The organism is Burkholderia sp. MSHR3999 (assembly GCF_000833595.1).
Taxonomy (GTDB): domain Bacteria; phylum Pseudomonadota; class Gammaproteobacteria; order Burkholderiales; family Burkholderiaceae; genus Burkholderia; species Burkholderia ubonensis.
In genome coordinates, this window is the sequence record NZ_JRFO01000007.1 from 1,582,949 (window position 1) to 1,609,533 (window position 26,585).

At 66.7% G+C, this 26,585-nt stretch carries 20 protein-coding genes and 2 pseudogenes; 7 read left to right on the top strand and 15 right to left on the bottom strand.

What is annotated here, in order from left to right:
• Positions 1–11: 11 nt before the first annotated feature.
• Positions 12–317, bottom strand: a complete 306-nt coding sequence (locus KY49_RS30430) for a hypothetical protein (protein ID WP_042588031.1) — start codon at positions 315–317, stop codon at positions 12–14.
• 81 nt (positions 318–398) lie between these two features.
• The gene (locus KY49_RS30435; protein ID WP_042588032.1) at positions 399–1,769 is read right to left on the bottom strand and encodes an MFS transporter; all 1,371 of its coding nucleotides are present in this window, start codon (positions 1,767–1,769) and stop codon (positions 399–401) included.
• Between the two features lie 572 nt (positions 1,770–2,341).
• On the opposite strand from KY49_RS30435, the gene KY49_RS30445 reads away from it, so the two are divergent.
• Positions 2,342–2,665, top strand: coding sequence for a hypothetical protein (locus KY49_RS30445; RefSeq protein WP_042588034.1), 324 nt, complete (start codon positions 2,342–2,344; stop codon positions 2,663–2,665).
• A gap of 15 nt (positions 2,666–2,680) precedes the next feature.
• On the opposite strand, the gene KY49_RS30450 is transcribed toward KY49_RS30445, so the two are convergent.
• Positions 2,681–4,399, bottom strand: a complete 1,719-nt coding sequence (locus KY49_RS30450; protein WP_042588035.1) for a SulP family inorganic anion transporter — start codon at positions 4,397–4,399, stop codon at positions 2,681–2,683.
• A 202-nt stretch (positions 4,400–4,601) separates the two neighbouring features.
• Between KY49_RS30450 and KY49_RS30455 the strand changes: the two are divergent.
• From KY49_RS30455 to fdhF, 3 genes and pseudogenes are all read left to right on the top strand, one after another.
• Positions 4,602–5,114: pseudogene (locus KY49_RS30455) on the top strand (mechanosensitive ion channel family protein); the annotation flags it as partial.
• 1,587 nt (positions 5,115–6,701) lie between these two features.
• Positions 6,702–8,141 (top strand): complex I 51 kDa subunit family protein, encoded by a 1,440-nt coding sequence (locus KY49_RS30460; protein WP_042588036.1) that lies wholly within the window; start codon positions 6,702–6,704, stop codon positions 8,139–8,141.
• The gene (gene fdhF / locus KY49_RS30465; protein WP_042588037.1) at positions 8,129–10,801 is read left to right on the top strand and encodes a formate dehydrogenase subunit alpha; all 2,673 of its coding nucleotides are present in this window, start codon (positions 8,129–8,131) and stop codon (positions 10,799–10,801) included. The genes KY49_RS30460 and fdhF overlap by 13 nt, the downstream gene beginning before the upstream one ends.
• Before the next feature lie 859 nt (positions 10,802–11,660).
• Here the strand turns inward: fdhF and KY49_RS38870 are convergent.
• On the bottom strand, positions 11,661–11,981 hold the full coding sequence (locus KY49_RS38870) for a baseplate J/gp47 family protein (protein ID WP_231636547.1): 321 nt from the start codon (positions 11,979–11,981) through the stop codon (positions 11,661–11,663).
• Positions 11,982–12,023: 42 nt separating this feature from the next.
• Here KY49_RS38870 and chrA point away from each other — a divergent pair, with 42 nt between their 5' ends.
• Complete coding sequence (gene chrA / locus KY49_RS30475; protein ID WP_042588038.1) at positions 12,024–13,259, top strand: chromate efflux transporter; 1,236 nt, start codon at positions 12,024–12,026, stop codon at positions 13,257–13,259.
• Between the two features lie 33 nt (positions 13,260–13,292).
• Here chrA and KY49_RS30480 read toward each other — a convergent pair whose 3' ends face one another.
• Positions 13,293–13,742 carry a CBS domain-containing protein gene (locus KY49_RS30480; RefSeq protein WP_042588039.1) on the bottom strand — a complete coding sequence of 150 codons (450 nt, stop codon included), beginning with the start codon at positions 13,740–13,742 and terminating at the stop codon, positions 13,293–13,295.
• Positions 13,739–14,376, bottom strand: a pseudogene (locus KY49_RS30485) (dienelactone hydrolase family protein). The gene KY49_RS30480 and the pseudogene KY49_RS30485 overlap by 4 nt, the downstream one beginning before the upstream one ends.
• A 350-nt stretch (positions 14,377–14,726) precedes the next feature.
• Between KY49_RS30485 and phaZ the strand changes: the two are divergent.
• Positions 14,727–15,947, top strand: a complete 1,221-nt coding sequence (phaZ, locus tag KY49_RS30490) for a polyhydroxyalkanoate depolymerase (RefSeq protein ID WP_042588040.1) — start codon at positions 14,727–14,729, stop codon at positions 15,945–15,947.
• Positions 15,948–15,997: 50 nt separating this feature from the next.
• On the opposite strand, the gene KY49_RS30495 is transcribed toward phaZ, so the two are convergent.
• From KY49_RS30495 to KY49_RS30515, 5 genes are all read right to left on the bottom strand, one after another.
• Positions 15,998–16,447, bottom strand: coding sequence for a CBS domain-containing protein (locus KY49_RS30495; RefSeq protein ID WP_042588041.1), 450 nt, complete (start codon positions 16,445–16,447; stop codon positions 15,998–16,000).
• A 147-nt stretch (positions 16,448–16,594) separates the two neighbouring features.
• A complete protein-coding gene (locus tag KY49_RS30500; RefSeq protein ID WP_231636549.1) occupies positions 16,595–17,242 on the bottom strand; it encodes a flavodoxin family protein in 648 nt (215 codons plus the stop codon).
• A 28-nt stretch (positions 17,243–17,270) separates the two neighbouring features.
• Complete coding sequence (ppsA, locus tag KY49_RS30505; protein ID WP_042588043.1) at positions 17,271–19,667, bottom strand: phosphoenolpyruvate synthase; 2,397 nt, start codon at positions 19,665–19,667, stop codon at positions 17,271–17,273.
• Positions 19,668–19,698: 31 nt separating this feature from the next.
• Positions 19,699–20,172 carry a hypothetical protein gene (locus KY49_RS30510; protein WP_042588044.1) on the bottom strand — a complete coding sequence of 158 codons (474 nt, stop codon included), beginning with the start codon at positions 20,170–20,172 and terminating at the stop codon, positions 19,699–19,701.
• A gap of 238 nt (positions 20,173–20,410) precedes the next feature.
• Positions 20,411–20,887 carry a hypothetical protein gene (locus KY49_RS30515; protein ID WP_042588045.1) on the bottom strand — a complete coding sequence of 159 codons (477 nt, stop codon included), beginning with the start codon at positions 20,885–20,887 and terminating at the stop codon, positions 20,411–20,413.
• 433 nt (positions 20,888–21,320) lie between these two features.
• On the opposite strand from KY49_RS30515, the gene KY49_RS30520 reads away from it, so the two are divergent.
• Complete coding sequence (locus tag KY49_RS30520) at positions 21,321–21,833, top strand: lecithin retinol acyltransferase family protein (protein ID WP_042588046.1); 513 nt, start codon at positions 21,321–21,323, stop codon at positions 21,831–21,833.
• 129 nt (positions 21,834–21,962) lie between these two features.
• Here the strand turns inward: KY49_RS30520 and KY49_RS38330 are convergent, their stop codons facing one another.
• Genes KY49_RS38330 through KY49_RS30535 form a run of 4 tightly spaced genes read right to left on the bottom strand, consistent with a single transcriptional unit; the run spans position 21,963 to position 26,535 of the window.
• Positions 21,963–22,124, bottom strand: coding sequence for a hypothetical protein (locus KY49_RS38330; RefSeq protein WP_197083622.1), 162 nt, complete (start codon positions 22,122–22,124; stop codon positions 21,963–21,965).
• A gap of 46 nt (positions 22,125–22,170) precedes the next feature.
• Entirely contained in the window at positions 22,171–24,540 is a 2,370-nt protein-coding gene (locus KY49_RS30525; RefSeq protein WP_042588047.1) for a serine hydrolase, read from the bottom strand.
• Complete coding sequence (locus KY49_RS30530; protein ID WP_442854659.1) at positions 24,495–25,781, bottom strand: putative glycoside hydrolase; 1,287 nt, start codon at positions 25,779–25,781, stop codon at positions 24,495–24,497. Before KY49_RS30530 ends, KY49_RS30525 begins: the two co-directional genes overlap by 46 nt.
• Positions 25,744–26,535 (bottom strand): polysaccharide deacetylase family protein, encoded by a 792-nt coding sequence (locus KY49_RS30535; RefSeq protein WP_415867822.1) that lies wholly within the window; start codon positions 26,533–26,535, stop codon positions 25,744–25,746. Before KY49_RS30535 ends, KY49_RS30530 begins: the two co-directional genes overlap by 38 nt.
• Between the last annotated feature and the right edge of the window lie 50 nt (positions 26,536–26,585).

Consider the following 26,585-nt stretch of genomic DNA (forward strand, 5'->3'; position numbering starts at 1 on the left):
CGCACCGTTCGTTACTTCCACTTCGAGCCGAGGCTCGCGAGCCCTGCCCGGTCGAGATCGGCCGGCAGCATCACCACGCGAAACTCGCAATCCGCGTTGAACATCAGGAACCACGGCTCCGCGAGTGCCGGAATCCGTGACGGGTCGTCGAGATCGACGATCAGCACGGCGCCGCGCGCGCCGTCCTGTTCGGTGAAATAAACCGCCTCCGGTTTGGACTCCTCGAGGATTCGCGCGATCACTTCGCCGACGCTGCCGTTTCGTACCAGACCATTGAACGGTTCGTGGGGAATTCGTATGTTGAGAAGCATGCGCATGGTCACCTCCGTGATTGAAACCCCGCATGGGGTGTTCAAAGCATAGGAGCTTTCCTGCGCCGCGCCGGGCGACAAGGAGCGTCACGTCACCGGCGGCGCGTGCCCATGATCGCCGATGCCGCCCGCGTCGTCATATTCCCGCGAGATGTCCTTGTTCGTGTAATCCCCAAGCCGCGACGCCGCGATCAAGCTGACCACCGCGCACGCCAACACATACGCCGCGATCGCATAGCCCGAGTGGTAGTACGCGAACAGCGCGGTCGCGATCAAGGGCGCCGGCCCGCCGGCAATGACCGACGCGAGCTGGTAGCCCATCGACGCGCCGCTGTAGCGCAGCCGCCCGGTGAACGACTCGGCGATCAGCGCGGCCTGCGGGCCGTACATCATCGAATGCGGCACCAGCGACAGCACGATGGCCGCGAAGATCAGCACGGGATTCTTCGTGTCGACCATCGCGAAGTAGAGGAAGCCGAACACGCCGGCGGCGGCGGCTCCGATCATGTACATCCTGCGCCGGCCGATCAGGTCGGACACGTGCCCGAACAGCGGGATCGTGACGAACTCCAGCACGGACGCCGCCAGCACCGCGATCAGCAGCAGGTCGCGCGACGCGCCGAGCGTCGACACGCCATACGTGAACACGAACGCCGTGAAGATGTAGAACGGCGCCTGTTCGGCCATGCGGGCGAACGCCGACAGCAGGATGTCCTTCGGCTGGCGGCGCAGCACCTCGAGCATCGGCGCCTTCTCGATGCGGTTCTCGGACAGCAGCCGCGCGAAGATCGGCGTCTCGAGAATGTTCAGGCGGATGTAGAGACCGATCGCGACCAGCACGATGCTGAGGAGGAACGGCACGCGCCAGCCCCACGTGAGGAACGCGCTGCCGGAAATCCAGCTCATCGCCAGCACCGCGAGATTCGCGAGGAACAACCCCGCCGGCACGCCGAACTGCGGCCACGCGGCGACGAAGCCGCGATGCGCGTTGGTGCGCGCCCATTCCATCGACATCAGCACCGAGCCGCCCCACTCGCCGCCGACGCCCACGCCTTGAATGAAACGCAGCACCGTGAGCGCGATGGCGCCCCAGATGCCGATCGCCGCATAGGTCGGCACGAAGGCCACGGCGAAGGTGGCGAACCCCATCAGCAGCAGCGTGACGATCAGCGTGGCCTTGCGTCCGATGCGATCGCCGTAGTGGCCGAAGATCGCCGCGCCGACCGGCCGTGCGACGAAGCCGACCGCGTAGATCAGGAACGCCTGCAGCGTGCCGACGAGCGGGTGCGATTGGGGGAAGTACAGCTTCGCGAAGACCAGGCCGGTCACCGTGCTGTAGAGGAAGAAGTCATACCATTCGATCGTGGTGCCGACCGTGCTGGCGATGACCGCGCGGCGCAATTGGCGCCGGGCCTCCTCGTCGGAGAGGGGCGTTGCCCCGGATTGCATGGCAGCCATTTTGCATCCCCTTGAATCAAGGGCAATAACACTAATAGACAGTTTTTGCCGTGCGTCGTTCCGGACATTGCGGCGCTGCGGTCGCCGGCTTGGCGCTGGAAAAGCGTTCAGGACTGAAACCTTTTGCTCGCCCGGTCGCGGCTCGGCGCTTCCGGCCGCCCCGTTTTTTCCCGCACTGCCCCGACAGGCGCGAACACCTTGCTTCCGACGCGCGCGCAGCCGGAACACGCCGCCCGTATTCGGTCCGGGCCGGAGGAGAGAAGAGACGGGGCGCGGCGAATGGTCCGGCAAAGAGGCGTGCGCAACCTCACCTCACCGCAAGCCGCGCGCGATGTTCCCGCCGTTACGTTACATCCATGAACGATTTCGTCGTCGGCCCGGCATGCCGGCCGCGGCGGCACGATGCCGATGCCCGGCCGCGACGCGTCGCACGCGCTTCCGTCGGCGCTGGTACGGATTCTGCATCCCGTCCGACACGAGAACGAGCACCGCGCCGTCGATCGGCGCGGACGAGTGAAAACTGCCGGGCCTGTCCACGGACACGCTCGCCGAACCGCAGAACGGGGTCAATCATGGATGCGCTGCCGAACCAGTCAGATGCGCAATTCCAGGCGTTTCTGAACCGGTTGCTCGAGCAACCGAAATCCGCCTGGACCGAGAAGCAGTGGATGGAGCTCGACATGGCGCTCGCGCTGTCGACCCAGATGCTGCAGATCGCCGAGCGCATGCGCGACGGCCAGGCCAATCTCGAGAACAGCCTCGTGCTGCTCAGGTATGCGAAGGTGCTGGACTTCATCCTGTCGTCGCTCGCGGCGCGCCGCGACATTCATCCGCAGACGCTGCGCACGATCTTCCGGCTCGCGAACATCAGGATCGTCGACGAATATCCGGAGTGAGCCGGCGCCGCGCGGCTACACGCTCCCCGGCTCGTGCGCTTCCGGCTGCACGCCCGCGGCCGCGAGCGCCTCGTGCAGCGTCGCGAAGATGCATGACGCGCCGACGATCGCCGCGATCCCGTGCCGCTCCATGTCCGCGCGCAGATAGCGGTTTACCCGGCCGAAGATCACGCCGATCCGCGCGCGCGCCAGGCTCCGGACCAGGTCGCTCACCGTGCGCGCCGCCGAATAGTCGACATCGGTGATCGCCCCCGCATCGATGATGAACCAGCGCGGCGCGACCGGCGCCGCGTCGACGAGCGCGGCGACTTCCTCGGCAAACTGGTGATCGTTCGCATAGAACAGGTCCGAGCCGAAGCGGTAGACGATCAGCCCCGGCGCCGTCATCGCGCCCGGCCAGGCCGGCACGGGCAGCCACCGCCCGTCGCCGGCCGCCGGCTCCAGCACCATCGTATGCGGCCGGTAGCTGTGCCGCACATGCCGCATCAGCGACAGCGCAACGGCCAGCAGGATGCCCTGCTCGACGCCGATCATCACGACCGCCGCGGCCGTCACCAGCGCGAGCGTGAATTCGCCCGGGCTCTCGCGGCGGATCGCGCGCAGGCTCTGCACGTTGATCAGCCCGAGCGCGATCGTGAACACGATGGCCGCCAGCACGCCATGCGGCAGGTACTGCAGCAGCGGGCTCAGGAACAGCAGCACCACGACCACCACCACGGCGAACGCGAGCTGCCCGACCTGGCTGCGCGTGCCCGCGCCGTCGGCCATCGCCGTCTGCGTCGGGCTGCCGTTCACCACGAACGTCCCGCTGAACGCGGCGGCCGCATTCGCCGCGGCGAGCCCGAGGATGTCGGCGTCGGTGTCGACCGCCTCGCGATACTGCTGCGCGAACACGCGCGCCGCCGCCGCGCTTTGCGCGATGATCATCACGAAGCACGACGCGGCCACCGGCACGAGATCGAGCAGCTGCTGCCACGTCACGGCCGGAAAGCGCAGCGCGGGCAAGCCGCCCGCAACCGGCCCGAGCACCGCCACGCCGTGCGCGGAGAAGTCGAACGCGCGGCTCGCCGCGATGCTGCCCGCCACCGCGATCATCGGCATCGGCACGCGCGGCAGCACCCGCTTGCAGCCGAGTATCGCGCCGGCCACCAGCGCCGCGAGCGCGAGCGTCGGCAGATGCGTGCGCGCGAGATGCGTGACGACGTACTCGAGCTGGGCGACGCTGCGCGACGACGGCGCCGGCACGGCCATGCCGAGCATGTCGCCGAGCATCGCGATCGACAACTGCACGCCGACGCCGGCCAGGAAGCCGACCAGCACGGTGCGCGACAGGAAATCGGCGAGAAACCCGAGCCTGAAGATGCGCGCGAGCAGCAGCATCGCGGCGGTCAGCAGCGCGACCATCGCCGCCAGCGTCACGTATTCGGCGCTGCCGAGGGGCGCCATCGCCGACACGCGACTCGCGAAAATGGTCGCGGTGGCGGAATCGGCGGCGACCACCAGGTGACGCGACGCGCCGAAGATCGCGAACGCGACGAGCGGCAGGAACACCGTATACAGGCCCGTCACCGCGGGCATCCCGGCGATGCGCGCATAGCCGAGCACCTGCGGGATATCCATGAATGCCAGCGAGATGCCGGCGAGCACGTCACGGATCGCCGCGCCGCGCTTGATCGGGAGAATGCCTTTGAGCAGGCTCACGCCTGACGACGAACTGCCGTTTGAATCGCTCATGCGTTGAATCGTGTCCGTGCCGGGTCTTGATCGCATCGTGCCCCGCGCGGGCGGCCGCTGGCAAGTGCGCGCGCAACCAATCGCGCGCCCCCGTCCAGGAACCCCGCCGCACGAAAGCTGTCCCTTTCAGATGCCCTACAATTCGGGCGCCCGCCGCGACGCGGCGTCGAATCAACGCTTGAAAAGGAACCTGCCCCACCCCATGACCGTGAATGACCTCTGGTTTGCGCCGCTCGTCGGCTCCCTCGTCCTGCTGACCGTATCGTGCGCGGCTGCGGCCGCCGTCCGCTTCCTGCTGTTCCGCGTGGTCGCGCGGCTCGCCCGGCTCTCCGCCACCCGCGTCGACGACGCGCTGTTCGAGTTCGGCGCGTTCAAATGGCTTGCCCGCATCGTCCCGTTCGTCGTGATCAAGTTCGGCCTCGGCATGGTGCCCGGCGTGCCGGCGACGGTCGCGCTGATCATCGACAAGGTGCTGTTCGCGCTGATCACGTTCCTCGTCACGATGACGATCAGCGCGACGCTATCGGCGCTCGAGCATACGTATCGGTCGAGCCGGCGCGACCAGCCGCGCCTGTCGCTGAAGGGCGCGATGCAGCTCGTCAAGCTCGTGATGTTCATCACCGCCGCGCTCGTCGTGATCGGCGAAGCAACCGGCAAGCAGATCGGCCTGCTGCTGTCGGGGATCGGTGCGATGTCGGCCGTGCTGATGCTGATTGTAGAGGCACTCGAAAGACTTCCAAGAATTCAACCAAATATCTTCCGTTTTGGTAGCCGCATGGCCTCTGAATAAGGAGATTTTCAAGGTGCGGGCAATCAAATATCTTCCGCGTGTTGCATGTTGCGACCATATCTCTTCCGTGCTCACATGCCAGCCTAGCTAAATGCTCAGGTGCAACATCACGTCCCGAGGCAAAGCGGATACACGCTTCCTCATCGGCTGGACATCCGAAACTTTTCGAGACAACGGAGGGAACGCCAGGCACGATTGAAAATTCGGATCTCGAAGATTTCGATGCCGCAACGGTGTCCGCGACATGGAAACGACGCGGCTCGACAGCCTAAGATCGGTGTTGTCGCTGGTCTGGTGCGTCGGTGAAAGTGTATGACGCAGAAGTTCGAGTGCTCGCCACCTGCATTCGCCTCCCGTATATGCTCACCATCAGGATGGGCCGCAGATCAGCCAGATCCAACCTGCCGCCCGCCCTTCACCAGCCGGCGACGGATCGCGCCGATATTGCCGCGGGCCGACTGCCCAACTCTGACGCGACCCGGCGCGGAGCACGCTATCGCCTGACGAACTCGCAGGACGGTCTATTCCGCGCCTGGCCTAGCAAGCTCTTCGGCACCGGAAATCTTGGCGAAGTTGGTATCCGCCGAGGGTATAAAGGTCAGGCGCGCTTTCACAATCGTCAGTTTTGCATAAAAATGACGCCATTAAGATAAGAAAAATTATCTCAATACATCAGTGCCCCCGGCTTGTGTCAAACTGTCTGTCATGCACCTCTCCCCGACCACGCTCCCTTGCACTAACCCTATCCGCTTCCCCAGCGCCGACGAATTGGCCGCAAGCGCGTGAGGCGATCATGGTCCGTCTGCCGCCACATAAGCGCCGGGTCGCTATCAAGGTGTTCCGGGCGTCGCACACATGTCTGGCGACGAAGAACTTCGTGCGGCGATACGCGGCGGGCACGATGAAATCCTTCGGCTTGTGCGTTTACTGCAGAAGATGTGGCCGATCTACCTTCTGAAGTGGCGGATCCCGTTATCGTCTGCAATTTTCAGCAACTGTTCTATGGCCCTGTGCCATCATGCGTCGTTACTGCGTACCGGACGACTGGCTGTTTCATAAGCCCAGCGGAGATACGCCGCTCATGCCGAGGCTTGCGCGTGAGGCATAACCCCAGCACGGCCGGCTCCAAAGTACGCATACACTGAGCCCGCATGCCTTTGCTGGCGCACCCGTCGGCTTATTCTCACGCAGTACGACTCCGACGATCAAATGGGCGCCGTGAGCCCGAAGATAAGTGACCATCCGTTTTATCAATAGGCGCCCGAGCCCTCTTCCCTTTTCGGCGAATCGCACCTCGACAGCAATTTCGGCAGTCTCGTTACCCTATAGAAAGTGGCCGAGCCGAATGATGAGGCCTTGCGATTTGGCGAGATCGCCAGAGAAACGTCAATGGCATCCCCCGACTTGATCTAGCGCAACCCCCCTCCACTTTGCCCGGATAATGTGACGAGAATGCCGACTCACACAGCGCGGGAAAGAACCGAACCGCGGGGCCTTGTCGCGAGGAATCAGATGAAGTCGCTAAGATGCCACGCTGCCGCGCACACCTTCTATCATCTCGACGAACGCGCAATCACCGGACTCGCGTGCGCGGGCCTGGCCTGTTTCGCCGCACGCGCCGACCGGCCTGAGCGCTGGCAGACGGCCATCCTCCAAAAGCCGGCGGTGTATTGTCTGGGAAAGTGCTACGAGGGGCCCAGCGACAGCGAGCACGATATTCGCCCACACGTCAGCAGCTACGCGCGTCGCACTGTGCTGCTGGACAACGTGTTTGTCGGCGGAGTTCGAGACCTCGCCGCGTATCGTGAGCGCGGCGGTGGGGTGGCGCTCTCCAGGGCCCAAACTATCAAGCCGGAGGAGTTGGTGCATCTTGTGCTGACCTCCGGACTACGCGGGCGCGGTGGAGCTGGCTTTCCGGCTGGAATCAAATGGGAGGCGGTCTTGAACGAGCCGGCCTCGACCAAGTACGTAGTCGTCAATGCCGACGAGGGCGATCCGGGTGCCTTTTCCGATCGTTTCCTGCTTGAAGACGATCCATTTCGGGTAATCGAAGGGGCTGCAATAGCAGCTTACGCTGTCGGCGCACGCCACGGTTACATCTATTTGCGCAAGGAATACCCGATTGCCGCGCAAGTCATAACGCAAGCACTGGCGCAGGTGCGCGCCGCCCGATGGCTACAGCCGGCATTCGAGCTTGAATTAGTCGTCGGTCAAGGCGCCTATATCTGCGGCGAGGAGACCTCTCTGCTGAATGCGCTCGAAGGTCGCCGTCCGGAAGTTCGACAGCGGCCACCCCAGGTCACTCGGGAAGGACTTTTTGGTGCCCCCACGCTGGTGCACAACGTAGAGACGCTGTGTGCGGTGCCGTGGATCGTCACACAGGGCGCAGCGGCCTATGCGGATCTTGGATTCTCGCGCAGCCATGGCACCAAGCTCCTGTCGCTCAATTCTCTGTTTCGCCGTCCCGGTCTGTATGAGGTGGAGTTTGGTATCCCGCTGACGGATGTCGTCGAACAACTCGGTCAGGGGTTGCGCCGTGGCAAGCTCAAAGGCCTCATGGTCGGCGGGCCACTCGCTGGGATCGCTCCTCCAGAGCTCTTGGCCACCAGGCTCGGTTACGAGGAGATGCAGGCTATCGACTGTGCGGTTGGGCACGGCGGCGTCATTGCATTTTCTGACGACACCCCGATCATGAACATCGTCGCAGAGGTGTTCAGGTTTGGCGCGCGTGAGTCCTGTGGAAAATGCACGCCCTGTCATCTCGGCACACCGGTGTTGGCAGCAATGACGGATGCCGCAGTGGCAGGCGCTCCGATCGATGCTGCCTATTTGCAGCGATTGATCGAGGCGCTCTCGGCGACAAGCTTATGCGGCCATGGACGCGGGCTGGCGGAGTTCATCAAATCCGTGCAGCGACATTATCACGCGGAGTTGCAGACATGGTTTCTCTGACCATCGACGGCATTCCTCATGAAGCGGTGGAAGGCACGCTACTAATCGACGCACTGGCTGCAGCCGGCGCGACCGTTCCGAGCTTGTGCCACGACAAGCGCTTGAAACCGTCCGGCGCCTGCCGTCTGTGCATAGTGGAACTGGAAGGCCACTCGCGGCCGGGTGCAAGCTGTGCGCTCGAGGTGAGCGACGGAATGATCGTGCGTACGCACAGCAAGGCCCTCCAGGCGCTGCGCCGCACGAACCTCGAGCTGATCGCCGCGCACTACCCGTCGTCCGCATGCACCGCCGAGCCAAATCATCCATTCCATCGTCTGCTCGCAGAGTATGGGGTACAGCCCGGGAGCGTGCGGGAGGACAGGTTGTTTCAGGACGACACTCACCCCTATCTCGGCGTGTCGATGGACCGCTGCGTTTATTGCGAGCGCTGCATCCGTATATGCGAGGAAGTTCAGGGTCAATTCGTTTGGGAGGCTCGGGATCGAAGCGAGGCCACGCGCATCGTGACAGGCAAGGGGCCGACGCTGCTCTCCGGTGGCTGTGTAAGTTGTGGGGCCTGCGTGGACAGTTGTCCCAGCGGGGCCTTGTTCGACAAGCGGGTTCGTGTCGAGCCGACCGCGTGGACGCGTACCACTTGCGTGTATTGCGGCGTGGGCTGCCAGATGAACGTGGGGACTGCAGAGGGTCGGGTGGTGACAGTGCGCCCTGCCGACAGTCCGGTCAACCGCGGTCATTTGTGCGTGAAGGGACGCTACGCGTTCGAGTTTAACCACGCTGCCGACCGCATCACGCGGCCAATGATTCGCCGCGGCGGCACGTGGCACACCGTGAGCTGGGATGAGGCGCTCGACTTTACCGCCGCGCGGTTGCGGGAGATAGTCGTGCGTGACAGCCCCGATGCCATTGGCGTGCTTGGCTCGGCACGCGCGACCAATGAGGAGAACTACCTCATCCAGAAGTTCGCCCGCGTGGTGCTCGGCACCCACAACGTCGACTGTTGTGCACGCGTGTGTCACACCCCCAGCGCCAAGGCGCTGAAGACGATGCTTGGCATCGGTGCGGCCACGAACAGCTTCGACGACATCGATCAAGCGCATGGATTTCTGGTCTGTGGGGCGAACCCGACCGAGAACCATCCGATAGTTGGTGCGCGCATCAAGCAGGCCGTGCTCAACGGTGCGCCCATCGTCGTCATCGATCCGCGCCGCACCGAGTTGGCGGAACTGGCCGACGTGCACCTGGCAGTACGCCCGGGCCACAATGTGCCGGTGCTCAACGCAATGGCCTCCACCCTGATCGAAGAAGAGCTCATCGACCGTGCTTTCCTGGCCGAGCGCGTGACCGGATTTGATGCCTTTGCCACGCACGCCCTCCGCTATTTGCCGGAGATGGTGGCCGCAACCAGTGGCGTCTCCGCCATGGCAATCCGCGAGGCCGCACGGCTCTATGCTCGTGGCCGGCCATCAATGTGCTTTCACGGCCTTGGCGTGACAGAGCATCTGCAGGGCACCGAGGGCGTGATGGCGCTCGTCAATCTGGCGCTGCTGACCGGCAACCTCGGCCGCCCCGGCGCCGGCATCAATCCGTTGCGCGGCCAGAACAACGTACAGGGCGCGGCTCAGATGGGATGCGACCCAAGGTCGCTGACGGGCGCACAGGCCATCGATAGGGCCGGCGCGCACTTCGGGCAGGTGTGGGGCGCCAGATTACCGTCCAGCCGTGGCCTCGACCTGCTCGAGATGATCGACGCGGCGCGGGCGGGCCGGCTCCAGGCCATTTGGGCGGTAGGCTACGACATCTATCTTTCGCTGGCCAATGCAAACGACACTGCCGCGGCACTGGGCGCACTCGATCTGGTAATCGTGCAGGACCTGTTCCTTAACCAGACGGCCGAGGCGTTCGGCACGGTGTTCCTGCCAGCCGCTTCGTTCTTCGAGAAGGACGGCACCTTCATGAATTCCGACCGTCGCGTGCAGCGAATCCGAGCGGCCGTGCCAGCCCCCGGCGAGGCTCGGCCGGACTGGTGGATCGTTCAGGCGCTGGCAGCCCGCTTGGGTAACGCGCACGGATTCGAGTTCGCGGGACCGCAAGCCATCTGGGATGAAGTGCGTGCGCTATGGCCCGATGCTGCCGGGCTCACGTATCCGCGGCTGGAACGCGAAGATCTGCATTGGCCTTGCCCCGATGAAAACCATCCGGGTACGCCAGTGCTGCATCTGGAGCACTTCGCTTGCGGGAAGACCGCAATGCTGGCCCCGATCGAATACGTCCCAACGACCGAGCAGCCCGATGACACGTATCCTTTGTTGCTGACCACCGGCCGCACACTGCACCATTTCAACGCCGGCACGATGAGCTACCGAACCACCAACGCCGCGCTGCGGCCGTCGGACACACTGGACATGGCGCCCGCCGATGCGGCGCGCTCCGGCGTGGCCGAAGGCGAAACCGTGCGGATATCGAGCCGCTACGGCACCACCATTTTGCCGGTCCACATCACCCCTGCTTTACAGGCGGGACAGTTGTTCAGCACCTTCCATCGGCCCGACCTGTTCGTCAACCGGCTGACCTCGCCGGTGCGCGACCGCCTGGTGCACGCGCCAGAGTACAAGGTCGCCGCCGTTAGGGTGGACAAGCTGAGCAGCGAAGCGAACGCGTAAACGCATTCCGTACTGCGGCCCGGAGGTGCGGCAAGATCTCGGTATCCGAAGTTGACCATCGAGAATTTCGCATGGTCTTTCGAGGAGGGCTATCGCCTTGTTAGACCTTCTGTTTTGAAGGGCTGAATCAAAAAGAAGCACCGCCTGGCCAGAGGCGGTGCTCTCGGCAGCAAACGAACGCTGCGCAACGTGGTTCATTGTCAGACAAGGTGGCTAATCGTAACGATTGGACGGTCTCCCTGACTCCCCGAACGACATTTGTTGCGCCACTCAGCCGCCGGCGCAATTCCCAATACAAGTAGCGTGCCACCATTGCACTTTGGACGCGATTGGCGTCGCGAAATAAGAAATTCAAGGGAAAGCGCCGGAAACGAATGAAAATGTTTCAGCGTTGACACAGGGTGCACCCTCATGCTGCAGCATACGACGATCGCCGCAACTAAGATCTGCAACGCGGGTGCGGCAAGTGCGTGGTCGCAAGCCGCCTGCTTACGCCATTTTCCATTTCTCGGTTTGGTTGCGATCTTGAAACCGGAGTCGTATATAGGAACACGTCCCCCACCAGTACGAGAGATTGGCAGGCCCGCTCGGTTGCGTGGAGCTTGGATTACAGCAGGCCAACCGGTTGCGCTGGATCGTTCCAACTGAAGATGATCAACTCGTCTCGGTCGATGGCCTCTCACGTAAATTCGCGCAAGCCGCACATGTAGCCGACGGGCGTTGCCAAATCGATCCCTGTCACTCCGCTACCCGACGCATGCAGCGCCCGTTCGATCGCGGATCGGGGCGTGCTCGCACGCAGCCGGCGCGATTTCGAGACCACGCCGTCGAGCACCTGACGCCGCGCGTCGCGAACAACTTACTGATCCGGACCACCTCCGACATAGATCACCGCGTCAATCGAGTACGTAATCTTGATCGCAGCTTCGACCAGCACCGTATCGTTGAGCGGGCGGACCGTCTCCGGCGAAACCTTCGCTCGGACGAGATCGATCAGCGTCTGGTCTGGCACGCCGATACCCTTCGCCAATATCACTGTTAGCCGCACCGCTCCCGGTTCCAGCCGATCCACCGCGACGTCGAGCACGCCGGCCGACGTGTCCATTGGCAGAGACTGATACGCGGCAAACAGGCCGGCAATGGTTGCTCGCCTTGCTGACAACTGGGCGCGAAGCGTCATGTGTATCATCAGCGTTTTTACTTCTCCGGGATCGCCAGCCAAATGGAAGCCGGCAGGTCAACGTCCAGTACGGTCCGGGCCGGTTCGGCGCTCGAAGTGTTGCGGGTATTTCTGAAGCTCGGCGTCACGTCCTTCGGCGGACCGGTCGCGCACATCGGCTACTTTCACCGGGAGTTCGTCAAGCGCCGCGGCTGGCTCGACGACGCAGCCTTCACCGACCTGATGGGCCTTTGCCAGTTCCTGCCCGGTCCGGCCAGCAGCCAGCTGGGCTTCTCCATCGGCCTGCTGCGGGCCGGATGGCGCGGCGCGCTGGCGGCATGGTGCGGCTTCACGCTCCCGTCCGTCGCGTTGCTGCTCGCCTTCGCCGCGATCGCGCCGGCGCTGAACGGCCCGGTCGGCAGCGGACTGATTCACGGCCTGAAGCTCGTGGCGGTCGCCGTCGTCGCGCAAGCCGTATGGGACATGGCCCGCCGTCTGTGCCCCGACCGTCGCCGCGCCGCGATCGCGCTCGTCGCGGTCGCGCTTCTGAACGCACTCGCCACGGTGTATGCGCAGCTGCTGGTCATCGTGCTCGGCGCGGTGCTCGGGTTCGCGTTGTGCGAAACCTCGGCGGCGGCCGCCACGGCAACCGCGCGCCGGCATGCCGACGCAGTCCGCCTATCGCGAACGGCAAGCGCAATCGCGCTGGCGCTTTTCTGCGCGCTGCTGTTCGGGCTGCCGGCACTCGCGGCGGCCGACCCGACCGGCGCCGTTCGCGTGTTCGACGCGTTCTATCGCTCCGGCGCGCTCGTATTCGGCGGCGGCCACGTAGTCCTGCCGCTGCTGCAGCAGGCGACCGTCGCGCACGGATGGGTGTCGTCCACCGATTTCCTCGCGGGATATGGCGCGGCGCAGGCGGTGCCGGGGCCGCTGTTCACCTTCGCCGCGTTTCTCGGCTGGATCATGGGGCCCGCGCCCAATCATGTGTGGGGCGCAGTGTTGGCCACTGCCGGCATTTTCCTGCCCGGCTTGCTGCTGGTATTGGCCGCGTTGCCCTACTGGCAGTCGCTGCGCGCCCGTCCCGCGGCGGTCGCGGTGCTGTCGGGCGTCAACGCCGCGGTGGTCGGCGTGCTGGCGAGCGCGCTTTACGCACCGGTCTGGACCAGCGCCGTGTTTTCCGGGATCGACTTCACGATCGCGACCGTGGGCTTTTTCCTGCTGACGCGCTGGAAAGTGCCACCGCTCGTCATCGTCGTGCTTTGTGCGGCGGCTGGCATCGCCGAGGCGATGCTGCGCTGACGCGCGCTGGCCGTTGCAGCGACCGAGCCGGCGCTACGTGCGCCGCTTTTCCTCGAGATGCGGCTGGCGCGCCGCGACGAGGCGCAGTTCGTCGAGCAGGCTTGCGGCGGCATGCAGCAGGTCGTCCAGCGTGACGACGCCGATGAGCCCGCCGTCGTCCGCGACCACCGGCAGCCGGCGCACGCCATGCCGACGCATCCGTCGCGCGAGCAGCCAGACGTCGTCGTCGCCGTGCGCGACCACGGCCGGCTCCGACATCACGTCGCCGACGAACAGCGCAGCGGCATCGGCGTCCGGGCTCACCACCGCGAGCACGATATCGCGGTCGGTCAGCACGCCGACCGGCACGCGCACGCCGTCCTGTTCGCGCACCACCACGAGGTCGCCCGCATGCAGGCCGCGCATCCGCTCGGCCGCCTCGATGACGGTCGTCCGTGGGCCGCAGGTGGCGACCTCGCGCGTGCACAACGTGGCGGCGTTCATTTGTCCTCCTTCCGGCCGCCGAGCCAGCGGGCGAACCATGCGGCGGCGAGCCGCGCGACCGCGTCGAGCGCACCGGGCTCCTCGAACAGGTGGGTTGCCCCCGGCACGATTTCGATCACCGTTTCGCACGTCAGCCGCGCGGCCGCCAGCCGGTTGAGATGCAGCACCTGTTCGTCCCTTGCACCGACGATCAGCAGCGTCGGCGCGGCCACGCGCTCGAGCGCATCGCCGGCCAGGTCGGGGCGGCCTCCGCGCGACACGACGGCGCCGACGGCAGGTTCGCGCGCGGCCGCGACGAGGGCGGCCGCCGCGCCCGTGCTCGCGCCGAACAGGCCGAGCGGCAGCGGCCGGCATTCCGGCAGCGCGCGTATCCACGCAATCGCGGCGCACAGTCGACGGGCGAGCAGGTCGATGTCGAAACATAGAGCGCTGTGACGCAGTCGACCTGCTCTTCGTCGCGATCGAGCAGGTCGAACAACAGTGTCGCGAGTCCGGCGTTCACCAGCGTCTGCGCGACCGCGCGGTTCCGCGGGCTGGAGCGGCTGCTGCCGCTGCCGTGCGCGCGCTGTGGCATCGTCAGCACACCGTCGAGCCTGGTCTGGTCGATCGGGATTGCGATCTCACATGTCTGCATGTCGCGCCTCGCTTGCCACGTACCGCGCCGGCTACGGGACCGTCAGCCAGCGGACCGCCTCGCGCACGCGCGACGCCTGTCCCACGACTCTGCGCAATTCGCCATCAGTCTTCACGATCGTTCGTCTGCGGTTGCCGTCGATGCATGTCACGGTATGTCGTGCGAAACAGGGCGAAATTGATCCAGGTCAGCCACGGATGGGTGCGCTGCGTGATGGATCAGCGCATATGCGGGGGCCGGTGATTTCCGCGCCCGCACTTGACGCCCGTCAAATCGAACTCGGGACATGCGCCGACAGTGATCGTGCAGAGACATCCGCAACTTTCTGAAGGACTTTCTGAAGGCCCGCCATGTGGTACGACCTTGTCGAACAACAGCGTCAATGGCTGCGCGCGTGGCACGCGGCGACCCGGCACGCGTGCGATGCGTGGCCCGCGGCGGCATTGGCCCATGCCGCGTCGTCCTGGTTCACCGACCTGTACGCGCCCCTGCTCGGCGTGCCGGCCGACCCGCCGCCATTCGCGATCGGCGCCGTCGCGCCCGACGGCCGCCGCGTCGACGAGCAGATCGTCGCGCGCATGCCGTTCTGCCGCCTGCGCCGCTTCGCACGCGCCGGCGCGCGGCGCACGGTGCTGCTGTGCGTGCCGCTGGTCGGCCATGTGGCCGCGATGATGCGCGATACCGCCGAGGGGCTGCTGGCCGACGGCGACGTGTGCGTCACCGACTGGCTCGATGCGCGCGACGTGCCGCTCGACGCGGGCCGCTTCGGCCTAGACGAATACGTGGCGATGCTCGACGGCTTCATCGACGCGCTCACACGCGACGGCCGGCCGCTGCACGTCATCGCCATCTGCCAGGCTACGTTTCCCGCGCTCGGCGCGCTGGCGCTGCGCGCGCGGCGCGGCTGCGCGCAGCCCGCGAACGTTACGCTGATCGGCGGCCCGCTCGACGCGCGCCTGCATCCCAGCGCGCTCGGCATCGCGGCCCGGTCGCATTCGCTCGATTGGTGCCGCCATCATCTGATCGACGTCGTGCCGGCCGGTTTCGCGGGGCACGGCCGCCGCGTGTTTCCGGCGTACCTGCAGCGGGCCGAGATCGCGATTCTCTATCCGCATCGCTATCTGTCACTAATGGAGCGCTATGCGCAGGCGATGTCGCGCGGCGACGCGCAAGCGCTCGCCGACGCGCAACGGGAATTGCGCGCGTACGCCGCGCTGCTCGATATGCCGGCCGAATACTTCCTCGATACCGTCGACGTCGTATTCCAGCGCGCGAGCCTCGCGAACGGCGACTGGCACGTCGGCGGCAAGCTCGTCGAACCGGCCGCGCTGCGCGGCGTTTTCCTGCTGACCGTCGAGGGCACGCGCGACGCGGTCACCGGGGCCGGGCAGACGCATGCGGCGCTGGAAATGTGCTGCGGTCTGGCGCCGCACGAGCGGCGGCGCCTCGACGTCGACGGGTGCGATCACTACGGACTGTTCACCGGCGAGCACTGGCGCGACGACGTGCATCCGGTGCTGCAAACGATGTTCGCGCAGGCCGAAGCCGCTCGGGCGCGGCGACGTGCCTGACGAAGCAGGGTTCGTCGCACCGGCGTGCCGGCACGCAGCGGAACCGCCCGCTAAGCGCGGAACCGTTGTTCCTCGATCTGCTGCAGCTTGCCGATTTCCGCGATCCCGCCGAACAGCGCCGCAAGGTATTCGACGATATCGTCGAACGTGACGATGCCCGCGAGCCGGCCCGCATCGTCGACGACCGGCAGGCGGCGGATGCCCGAGCGGCGCATTGCATCGAGCGCGACGCCGATCTCGTCGGTGTCGGACACGACGATCAGGCCGCGCGACATGATCTGGCCGGCCGTGACCTGCTCCGGATCGTCGCCGCACGCCATCACCTCGAGGACGAGATCGCGATCCGTCACGAGGCCGATCGGCACGGCATCGCCGTTGCGATACTCGATCACAACGATGTCGCCGACGTGAGCGCGGCGCATGCGCTCGGCCAATTCAAGGGCGCTGGAATCGACCGTGCAGGATTCGACCGGCTGGGTGCTGACTCTTCCGACATGCATGATGTGTCTCCTGTTTCGCAGACCAATGACGACATGCGCGCAAGCCGTCTGCCGGCGGCCGCACGCGGCTGCGTGAGATCAGGTTAGGTGCGGCTGCCCCGCGGTGCTTGATGCACGTCAACGCACCCGACGAGGCATAGGCTGGCATCAGCGTGCCGCGGTCGTCGGCGTCGCTTCCGCCAATCTGCGCATGGCCTGTTCGGCAAACGCCGTCAGAATCGGGCTGGCCTCGCCGTGCAACGCCTCGCGCGCGGTCACCCGACACTCGGCGAGCGGCGGCCTGGGCGCAAGCATGCGCATTTGCGCGAGCGCGGAGTCCGCGCCGCGTTGCGCGAAACTGCAGAAGAACGCGACGCGCGGCAGCCGCTGCCGATTTGCATCGAGATAGGCGAGCACCGGCGACGACACGCTACCGGCCCAAACCGGGGTGCCGATCACCACGAGGTCATAGGCGGACGGATCCTGCTTCGACGCGGCGATCTCCGCCGGTTTCCGATTGATCGCCTCGACGAGCGAACGCAGAAAGCCGAACGGGCCGATGCGGCTGCGCGTCTCGACGATCTCCTCGACGTCGGCATGCAGCATCGTCGCCAACGCGGCTCCGACCCTGCGGGTCGTGCCCGTGCGCGAGTAAAACACCACGAGGATCTTGTCGGCATACATGGCTTGCTCCTTGACATCCGCACCCACGCGGGTGCTTCCCCTCTGTGTCGAGGTTAGGTGCCGAGACGCGGCCGCTCGCTGATCGAAATCAATCGCGCATGTCGTGACGCGGCACGCCGACCATCGGCGCATCGGCCGACGTCTTCGGCCTGCCGGTCAGCTATGCGGCCCGCCCGGCCTGTTCCGCTACCGCGACATGCCGCTTGACTGCGATGAAGCTGTCGGGGCTTACCGAGATCGAATCGATCCCGCAGCCCACCAGGAATGCCGCGAACTCGGGATGATCGCTCGGCGCCTGTCCGCACAGGCCGACCTTGGCGCCCGCATCGTGGGCGGCCTTGATCACGCTCGCGATCATCCATTTCACGGCCTCGTCCTGCTCGTCGAAGAGGCTCGCCAGCTCCGCGGAATCGCGATCGACCCCGAGCGTGAGCTGGGTCAGGTCGTTGCTGCCGATCGAAAACCCGTCGAAGCGCTGCGCGAAGGCGTTCGCCAGGATCACATTGGACGGTATCTCGCACATCACGTAAACCTGCAGCCCCGCGTCGCCGCGCCGCAGCCCGTTCTCTGCCAGCACCGCGAGCACGCGGTCGGCTTCGGCCGTCGATCGGCAGAACGGAATCGTCACGATCACGTTCGTGAAGCCCATCTCGTTGCGCAGGCGCGCAATCGCGCGGCATTCGAGTGCGAAGCCGTCCCGGTAGCGCGGCGAATAATAGCGCGACGCGCCCCGGAACCCGAGCATCGGATTTTCCTCGCGCGGCTCGAACTGGGCGCCGCCGATCAGGTGCGCGTACTCGTTGGTCTTGAAGTCGCTCATACGCACGATGACCTGCGCGGGATGGCAGACCGCCGCAATGCGCGCCAGCCCGCGCGCGAGCCGGTCCACGAAATAGGTCGTCGGATCGCCGTACCCCGCCGTCAACGCCGAGATGGCCTGCCGCGCGTCGTCGTCCTTCAGCGCGTCGAAGTGCGCAAGCGCCATCGGGTGGACCCGGATGTGGTTGCTGATGACGAACTCCATGCGCGCGAGCCCGATCCCGTCAGCGGGAATTCGCCACCAGCGAAACGCTGCGGCCGGGTTCGCCAGGTTCAGCATCACCTTGGTGCGGGTGGCGGGAATGCTGCCGAAATCGATCTCGTCGACCTCGTATTGCGCGATGCCGTCGTAGACGAAACCCTCCCCGCCTTCCGCGCACGATACCGTCACCTCCTGCTGGTCGTGCAGCATGCGGGTCGCATCGCCGGTACCGACGATCGCGGGCAGTCCCAGTTCGCGGCTCACGATGGCAGCATGCGAAGTACGGCCGCCGTGATCGGTGACGATGGCCGCGGCGCGACGCATGATCGGCACCCAGTCGGGGTCGGTCGTCTGCGTCACGAGTATCGCGCCATCGACGAAGCGCGCGCTATCGCGCGGACTGTCGATCACGCATACACTGCCGGCCGCGATCGCCTCGCCGACACTCACGCCCGAAAGAATCCTGGCGCCCGTCCTGCCGAGGCGCCAGGTTTTCACGGCGCTGGCCTCACGCCGCGACTGCACCGTTTCGGGACGGGCCTGGACGACGAACAGCTCGCCGCTCGCGCCGTCCCTTGCCCACTCGATGTCCATCGGCTGGCCATAGTGCGCCTCGATCAAGCAGGCCCAGCGGGCAAGCATCAGGATCTCGGGGTCCGACAGCACGAAGGCCGCGCGCTCGGCTTTCGACGTCGGCACGTTGCGGGTCGGCGCACCGCCGTCGTGCGCATAGATCAGCTTGTGCGCCTTCTCGCCGAGCGTCTTGCCGATGATGGGGCTCAACGACGGATTGGCGAGCAGCGGCTTGAACACCTCGTATTCGTCGGGATCGACCGCGCCCTGGACGACGTTCTCGCCGAGCCCCCATGCCGCACTGATCAGAACCACCTTGTCGAAGCCGGTCTCCGTATCGAGCGAGAACATCACGCCGGCGCCTCCAAGGTCGGAGCGCACCATGCGCTGCACGCCGATCGACAGCGCGACCCGCAGGTGGTCGAAGCCCTTCTCGTCGCGATAGCTGATTGCGCGGTCGGTGAAGAGTGACGCGTAGCAGCGACGGCAGGCGTCGAGCAGCGCACGCTCGCCACGCACGTTCAGATAGGTTTCCTGCTGGCCCGCGAAGCTCGCGTCCGCGAGATCCTCGGCCGTGGCGCTCGACCGCACGGCCACGTCGACGTCGTCCTGCCCGGCACGCCGGCACAGCGCGCGATAGGCGTCCCGAATCGCATTGGCGATGTCCGCTGGCCATTCGCCGCGCAGGATTGCGCGCCGAATCGACGCGCCCGCCTCCGCGAGCGGGATCTTGTGCGCGTCGAGCTCGGCGAGCACGTTGCCTATGGTCTGCCGCAGCCCGTTCGCATCGATGAAGCGCCAATAGGCGTCGGCGGTCGTTGCAAATCCGGGTGGCACTTTCACGCCTTGCGCAGAAAGATGGCTCGTCATTTCGCCGAGCGACGCGTTCTTGCCGCCGACGCGCGGCACGTCGCCGCGCCGCACGTCGTCGAACCACGCGATGTGCGCGAACTGGTCGGTCATCGCCAGTCCCTCCCGTTCGTGTCGTGCGCCGCTAGATACTGAGATAGCCCTGGAACGTCCACGGCAGTTCCATGCGCTCCGCGGCGCCCAGGTCCTTTTCCTGCGCTCGGCACGTCCCCGAAAACCCAGGCGCGCCATCCCGCGAAAACACCGGCACGAACATGTAGATGCCGTTGATCGTCACGAGGAAATCGGGATTGAAGGCCGACGGCGCATAGATCGTGATCGTGCGGAAAAACGCGGTCGCATCGCCCCGCTCGCCGGGTCCACCCGCACCTGCCGCGAGCAAGCCTGCCGCGTCGTAGCGTGCCGGCAGGTCTTCGGTCAGCTCGCCGCGCCTGACCTTGTCGCCTGGCGTCAAGACAAGACGGACGCCCGGATACGGCAGGCAATAGGCCGGCGGAGCGACAGGGCCGTCCGGGCCGAGCACGAGCGGTGAGTAGGCCCACATTGACAGGAAAAGCGAACGTGTGCGTTGCGCAAAGTATTCAGAAAGCCAGTTCATTACCGGTCTCCGTTCGAACGGTTCGGTCGCCAGCGCACTGCGTATCACGATCGCGCGGTCGGGTTCCGCGCGCCGTCGCGCATGCACCTCCAGTGAAACCAAGCGTGGCACCATCGTCCGGCGGCGGCTTGATGAAGATCAAGCCTGCCGGGGTGAGACGCTCACGCCCACCCCGGCAGGCGCGCGGCATTCCCGGGCCGACCCGCCGCAGCCGGAATGAGCGCGAGAATCGAGCCCTTTACGGCGTTCCGGGTTCGCGCGGCTGCGGACATCCCGGACACTGGCGTGCGACGTCGCGCCGATCCGGGTCCGCCCAGTACAAGCGCACGTCGACACCACCACGGCCCGGCACGACGACATGCCGCACCTCGAGCGCGTTGCCACTCCGCGCCAGGACCGTGTAGCGCCCCGGCGGCACGCGGGTAAACAGAAACGGACCCGCCGTCTGCACGTCGAGGATGGGCTTCGTTCCCGACTTGATCGTGACGTCGATGTCAGACAGGTATTCACCGGTCCTCGACGCCAGCGTGATCCGCAGGTTGTATCGGGGCGCGACGTCGAGAAACGCGATGGCGTCGTCGGCGCCGATCCCTCCCGTGATGTACTCAATGCCGCTGAGCTCGATCCGCACGGGTGACTGGTCCGCCAACGCGGTCGCACCGGCGCCGAGCAAGCACATTGACGCGAGCAATGCGCGCACGATTCCGATCGACATCTCTTCCTCCAGATGGTCGTGACATGCATGCGCGTCGCACCGTCCGTCGTATCGCACAACGCACTGTTCCCGCGCCGCTGCATGTCCGTTTGGTAACGATGTCAGCGTCCCGCTGAATGCCGAAATCCGCTTGACTCAGGTCAAGCCGGCAGTCCCGATCGGAAAACTGGCCCGACCTCGCCCAAGCTCGCAACCGCCGACATTTGTCCGCGACGGCTATCGGCAAACATTCCGACGCACGTCGGAAATTTCTGACACGACGGCCGCACATCGGACAGCAAGTTCAGGCCACGCTGATTGTCGCTGCCCGCCCCGCCGCCAATACTGAAGGCGTGACAGGAAGCAACGTGTTCAGCGGTCACGCGACGGGCCCGGCCGGCATTCCGGCTCCGCCGACGGACCGGGCGCAAGCCGCCACGCAAGGGAGCAGGCAATGAACCATTCGATTCACACGCAATCCGGCGACGCTGCATACGGCCCCGACCTGCCGGTTGGCGCGCATCTGATGGCCCAGCGCCTCGGCTATGCGCATCACGGAATCCACATCGGCGGCGGCAAGGTGATCCACTACGCGGGGCTGTCGCGGGGCGCGAGCGGTGGCTCGGTCGAGGTGGTCTCCGTCGACTGTTTCGCCGCCGGTTCCGGGCTAGTGATCATGCAGCATGACTGCACCCCTTATAGCGGAGCCGAAGTCGCGCGCCGCGCGGCGTCGAGGCTCGGCGAATGCCATTACCGGCTGCTCACGAACAACTGCGAACATTTCTGCCTGTGGTGCCTGTTCGGCGTGGCGCGCAGTGAGCAGGTGGAAGCCTGCCTGCGCAATCCGGCCCACGCGGCGGTGGTCATCGTCATGCTGGTCATGTGCAGGATCGCCGGCACATGGCATGCAGCGACGCACGACGAAGCCACCGGGAGCCAGGATCCGTCTTGGCGATGCGCCGCCTAACGTCACGCACCGGCCGGATGAATTGACGTCGAGCCTCAACCCGCGCATCGGAACCGGCAGGCGGGTGATGCCGGAACACGCGCGCCGGAAGCCAATCCGATGTGGCGAAGCGCGACCGGGACCGCCGCTTCACCAGAGATCACGGCGTGCGGCTCGCGCGCCGGCCCAGCGTTTCGCCTGTGCGATCGCGATGCGAATCGCGCTGCCTTCGCTTCGGCCCTGCCGAAGCAACGCGTTCGCGTTCGCGATCTCGATCGCCGTGTCGCGGACCCACAGCGGCAAGTTTCGCATCGAAGGCTGGTAACGGCCGGAATCTCAGAGCATCTTCGCTTGCCGGTCAATACAGCAGAAACGCGCCCCGCTCGCGCGCGAACGCCGCGTTCTGCGCGTCGACAACCCGCTCGATCTCATCGAGCGGCCGCCCGTCGCGCAACAGGTCGGCCACCGCCTGCGAACCGACCGACGCGCGGATCGCGTCGATGTTAAAACGTTCCGGATAGCGCCGATGCAGCACCAGCGCCAGCGCAAGACCCACGGTCCCGGGCCGCCACGTCCCCGGCAGCCGCGCGATCCGCACGCCTTCGCATAGCGCGCCGCGATGCGTCCCTTCCGTCGGCACGAAGCGGATCGGTACGAATGTCGCGCCGACGTGCATCGCGCGGAGGTCGTCAGCCAGCACACGGCCATCAATCCACGGCGCGCCGATCACGCCGAACGGGGTCGCGGTGCCGCGTCCGACGCTCACATCCGCGCCCTCGACGAGCCCCAGGTCCGGATACAGCGACAACGCGGCCGCGTCGCGCAGATTCGGCGACGGCGGCACCCAGCCGAGCCCGGTATCCTCGAAGCGCATCGATCGCCGGTAGTGCTGCATCGGCACCACCGTCAGATCCGCGCCGATCCGCAGCCGTGCGTTGAACAGCCTCGTCAGCTCGCCGACCGTCATTCCGTGCATCAGCGGCAACGGGTAATAGTTCGTGAACGACGCGGGCCCGGCGTCCGACACCGGCCCGCCGACCGTGTCCGCGCCGAGCGGGTCCGGCCGGTCGAGCACGAGCACCGGCACCTGCGCGGCCGCCGCCGTTTCGAGTGCGTAGCCGAGCGTCGCAATGTAGGTGAAGAAGCGCACGCCGGCATCCTGGAGATCGAAGACGAGCACGTCCACGTCCGACAATGCCGCCGGCGCGATCCGCCGCCGCTCGCCGTACAGGCTGTGAACGGCTACGTTGGTGTGCGCGTCGAGCGTGTCGCCGAACGTCGTGTCGAGCTCGGTGTCGATCCCGTGCTCCGGCGCGAAGATCGCCGTGAGCCGCGCTCCCGGCGCCTGCGCCAGCAGGTCGATCGTGCGGCGGCCCGCGCGGTCGAAGCCGCTGCGATTCGTGACGAGACCGATGCGCTTTCCGGCGACGGCCGCGAAGCCGCTCGACGCGAGCACGTCGATGCCGGCGAGCACCGGGCCGGACGACGTGGGCAAACGCGCCGCGCGCGCAACAGCTGGCGCCGTCGCGGGCACGCGCGCGGCGATTTGCGCGCCCGACACCGGCGGCGCGCTGCTGGACACGATGCCGAGCACGGCGCCGCGCAGCGGCTGCGCGTCGCCCGCCGCATCCGGATACAGGCGGCTCGTCAGCACGACGACGAAGCGGCGGGTGACGAAGTCGATCCACAGGCCGGTGCCCGTATAGCCGAGATGCGCGAGCGCGCCTGCCGCCGGCAACCGGTAGCGATTGGCAACCAGCGGCGGCTGCAGCGCCCAGCCGGCGGTGCGGGCGTCGCCTTGCGCGTCGAGCGTCGCCGACGTTGCCAGCACGGCGACGCTCTCGGACCGCAGGATGCGCTGGCCGTCGAGCGCGCCGCCCTGCAACAGCATGCGTGCGAAGCGTGCGAGATCGTCCGCGGTCGAGAACAGGCCCGCATTGCCCGAGACGCCGCCCAGCGCCGCCGCGACCGGATCGCTGACGCGGACGCGCGCCGCAAGGTCCTCCCGCCGGCTGGTGGGCGCGATGCGCGCCGCCGCGCGCAAGCCGGGCCGGAACTGCGTATCGCGCATGCGCAGCGGCGCGAACACATGCGTCGCACACCATGCGTCGAGCGGCTTGCCGCTCACGCGCTCGACGATCTCGCCGAGCGCGACGTAGTTGATGTCGCTGTAGATCACGCGCGCGCCCGGCGGCGCAAGCAGCAGCATCGCCGCGACGTCGGCCAGCACCGCCGCGCGCGTGCGCAACGCCCGCGCCGACGACACGCCGGCCGGCAGGCCCGACGTATGCGCAAGCAGTTGCCGGATCGTGATGCCGTCCTTGCCGTGCGCGCCGAAAGCCGGCCAGTATCGGGCAGCTGGCGCGTCCAGCGCGAGCCTGCCGCGCTCCGCGAGCTGCATGATCGCCGTCGCGGTGGCCACGGCTTTCGTCAGCGAAGCGAGATCGAAGACGGTATCGGCCGTCATGGCTTCGGACGCGGGTCCGGTCGTGCGCACGCCACGCACGACCCGATCCCGCACGCCGTCGGCGTCGCCGACCAGCACGACCGCGCCGGCGAGATGGTGGTCCGCGATCTCCGCGGCAATGGCAGCGTCGATCCGGACCGCCTGCCCGCTTGCGTCGTGAAGCGTTGCATCGCGCGCCGCACCCGTGCCGGGCAGCGTCAGCATCAGCGCGCAGATCAGCGCGGCAACGTGTCGGGATCGTAGCGGTTGCGCGGGTTCCATAGCATCCACCCGTCGGTGCCGGCCGCGTCGGCGGCGTCCACTTGCGCGCGAATCTCGTCGGCATCGAATACGCGATGATCGAACGCGTAGTCGCGAAACGCCTGCAGCCACGGCCGGAAACGCACGCCGTCCAGGCCGGTGCGGCGCATGGCTTCCGTGAGCGAGCGGGACACGATCTCCCCCGGCCGGTCGGTCGGCTTGCGGCAGCCCGGCAGCCCCCACGTGAACCCGGACGGATACAGCATCGGCGAAATGTAGTCGACGACCCGCCCGAACGTCTCGATCCGCTGCCCGATCGCGGTGTCGTTGAAGTTCCAGCACACGTAGCCGAAGATGTCCGCCGACAGGTAGACGCTGTACGGCCGCAGCCGCTCGCGCGCGCCCGCGAGGAACCCGGTGATCGCCGCCACACGGTTGGCCTCGGTGTTGGGCTCGCCGAACCGCAGCCCGTTCGCGTCCGGAAAGCGCAGATAGTCGAACTGGATCTCGTCGAAGCCCATGCGGGCGGCCTCCTCCGCGACGTCGTAGTTGTGCGCCCATGCGGCGCGCGCGGTCGGATCGATCCAGCGCTGGTGCTCGCGGTCGCGCCAGATCTCGCCGGCGGCGTCACGCACCGCCCAGTCGGGATGCGCGCCCGCCAGGCGGTCGTCCTTGAACACGACGATGCGCGCGATCAGGTAGAGGCCGCGCGCGTGGAAGGCCCTGAGCAGGTTCGGCAGCTCCGCCGCGTCGCGCCCGCTGCCGGGCACCGGGTTCGCCGCGCCGGCGGCTTCGCGTGCCACGCTGCGGTAGGGCGTTGCCCCGCTGTCGCCCTTCACGTCGATGACGAGCGCGTTGATGGCGGTCCTGCCCTGCAGCGCCAGCGCCGCGTCGCGCAGCGTGCGGTCCGTGACGCCGTATGCCGACAGATAGACGGCCTTCGGCCGCAGCGCCGTCATGCGAATCGTGCGCGCGGTCGCCTGCCCGTCCAGCGTGATCGCAGCACGCGCGTAGCCGGGCGTCGTCACGCTGACAGGCGTGTCGATTCCGTCGGTCGGCACCGCAAACGCACCGTCGGCATCGGCGACGCGGGTCGCCCCCGACGCGTAGCCGACCGCGCCCGCGAGCGGCCGGCCGCTCGCGGCATCGACGACGGTGACGGTCACCGTCGCCGCCTGCGCCGGGAGCGCGGCGAGCAGCAGCAGGAGCCGTAGGATCGCGTGCCTAACCACGGCAGTCTCCGGCAGTGCGCAGCAGACCATTGATGCAGCGCGTGTCGCACGCGTCGGTCATCAGGTAGCGCGGCAGCGCCAGCGCTGGGTCGGCAAGCCGCACGGGGCGCGCGTCGAGCGTGAATGCGGCGACGTATCCGGCCTGAGCCGCGAGCTGCTCCGTGTCGGCGTCGTGGATGCCGAACGGCCAGGCCAGCAGGCGGACCGGCCTGCCGGTCGCGGCTTCGAGCCGGTCGCGCGACCGGCTCAATTGCCAGGACGCGAAGCGCCGGAAGTCGTCCGGCGTGCGCCGCGCGCGCTCGGTCCTGAAGTTCGGATGCCAGTACGTGTGGGACTCGATGTCGAAGCCGCCCGCCCCGTCGAGCGCGCGCAGTTCGTCCCAGGTCATCGCGTAGCTTGCGTTGGAGATCGCCGACGGATAGATGAACAGCGTGACCGGCGCCGGATGCTGCGCGAGCAGCGGGCGCAGCACGTCGTAGACGGAGCGATGCCCGTCGTCGACCGTGATCGCAACCGCGCGCGCCGGAACCGCGCCGGAGTCGCCGGCATGCCAGCGCACCACGTCGGCGAGCGGCACGATCCGGTAGCCGGCCGCGTCGATCGCGCGAAGGTGCGCGCGGAACGTGTCGACGCGCACCGTCATCGAATCCAGCTTCTCACTGGCGAACCGGTGATAGGCGAGGATCAGCACGCGCGGCGGCGGCGCCGGGAGCGCATCGTCGCCGAACACGGCCGACGGCGCGAACGACAGCAGGAACAGGCAGATGATCAATCGGACGGTCACGATGCACCTCGCGCAATAGCCGTTCCTCATTCTTGGCGATTGCGTCGGAT

Coding starts and splice junctions, on each gene's coding strand:
- KY49_RS30430 (WP_042588031.1), bottom strand. CDS start 317: ATGCGCATGCTTCTCAACATACGAATTCCCCACGAACCGTTCAATGGT.
- KY49_RS30435 (WP_042588032.1), bottom strand. CDS start 1,769: ATGGCTGCCATGCAATCCGGGGCAACGCCCCTCTCCGACGAGGAGGCC.
- KY49_RS30445 (WP_042588034.1), top strand. CDS start 2,342: ATGGATGCGCTGCCGAACCAGTCAGATGCGCAATTCCAGGCGTTTCTG.
- KY49_RS30450 (WP_042588035.1), bottom strand. CDS start 4,399: ATGAGCGATTCAAACGGCAGTTCGTCGTCAGGCGTGAGCCTGCTCAAA.
- KY49_RS30460 (WP_042588036.1), top strand. CDS start 6,702: ATGAAGTCGCTAAGATGCCACGCTGCCGCGCACACCTTCTATCATCTC.
- fdhF (WP_042588037.1), top strand. CDS start 8,129: ATGGTTTCTCTGACCATCGACGGCATTCCTCATGAAGCGGTGGAAGGC.
- KY49_RS38870 (WP_231636547.1), bottom strand. CDS start 11,981: ATGACGCTTCGCGCCCAGTTGTCAGCAAGGCGAGCAACCATTGCCGGC.
- chrA (WP_042588038.1), top strand. CDS start 12,024: ATGGAAGCCGGCAGGTCAACGTCCAGTACGGTCCGGGCCGGTTCGGCG.
- KY49_RS30480 (WP_042588039.1), bottom strand. CDS start 13,742: ATGAACGCCGCCACGTTGTGCACGCGCGAGGTCGCCACCTGCGGCCCA.
- phaZ (WP_042588040.1), top strand. CDS start 14,727: ATGTGGTACGACCTTGTCGAACAACAGCGTCAATGGCTGCGCGCGTGG.
- KY49_RS30495 (WP_042588041.1), bottom strand. CDS start 16,447: ATGCATGTCGGAAGAGTCAGCACCCAGCCGGTCGAATCCTGCACGGTC.
- KY49_RS30500 (WP_231636549.1), bottom strand. CDS start 17,242: ATGCGCCGATGGTCGGCGTGCCGCGTCACGACATGCGCGATTGATTTC.
- ppsA (WP_042588043.1), bottom strand. CDS start 19,667: ATGACCGACCAGTTCGCGCACATCGCGTGGTTCGACGACGTGCGGCGC.
- KY49_RS30510 (WP_042588044.1), bottom strand. CDS start 20,172: ATGAACTGGCTTTCTGAATACTTTGCGCAACGCACACGTTCGCTTTTC.
- KY49_RS30515 (WP_042588045.1), bottom strand. CDS start 20,887: ATGTCGATCGGAATCGTGCGCGCATTGCTCGCGTCAATGTGCTTGCTC.
- KY49_RS30520 (WP_042588046.1), top strand. CDS start 21,321: ATGAACCATTCGATTCACACGCAATCCGGCGACGCTGCATACGGCCCC.
- KY49_RS38330 (WP_197083622.1), bottom strand. CDS start 22,124: ATGCGAAACTTGCCGCTGTGGGTCCGCGACACGGCGATCGAGATCGCG.
- KY49_RS30525 (WP_042588047.1), bottom strand. CDS start 24,540: ATGGAACCCGCGCAACCGCTACGATCCCGACACGTTGCCGCGCTGATC.
- KY49_RS30530 (WP_442854659.1), bottom strand. CDS start 25,781: ATGGTCTGCTGCGCACTGCCGGAGACTGCCGTGGTTAGGCACGCGATC.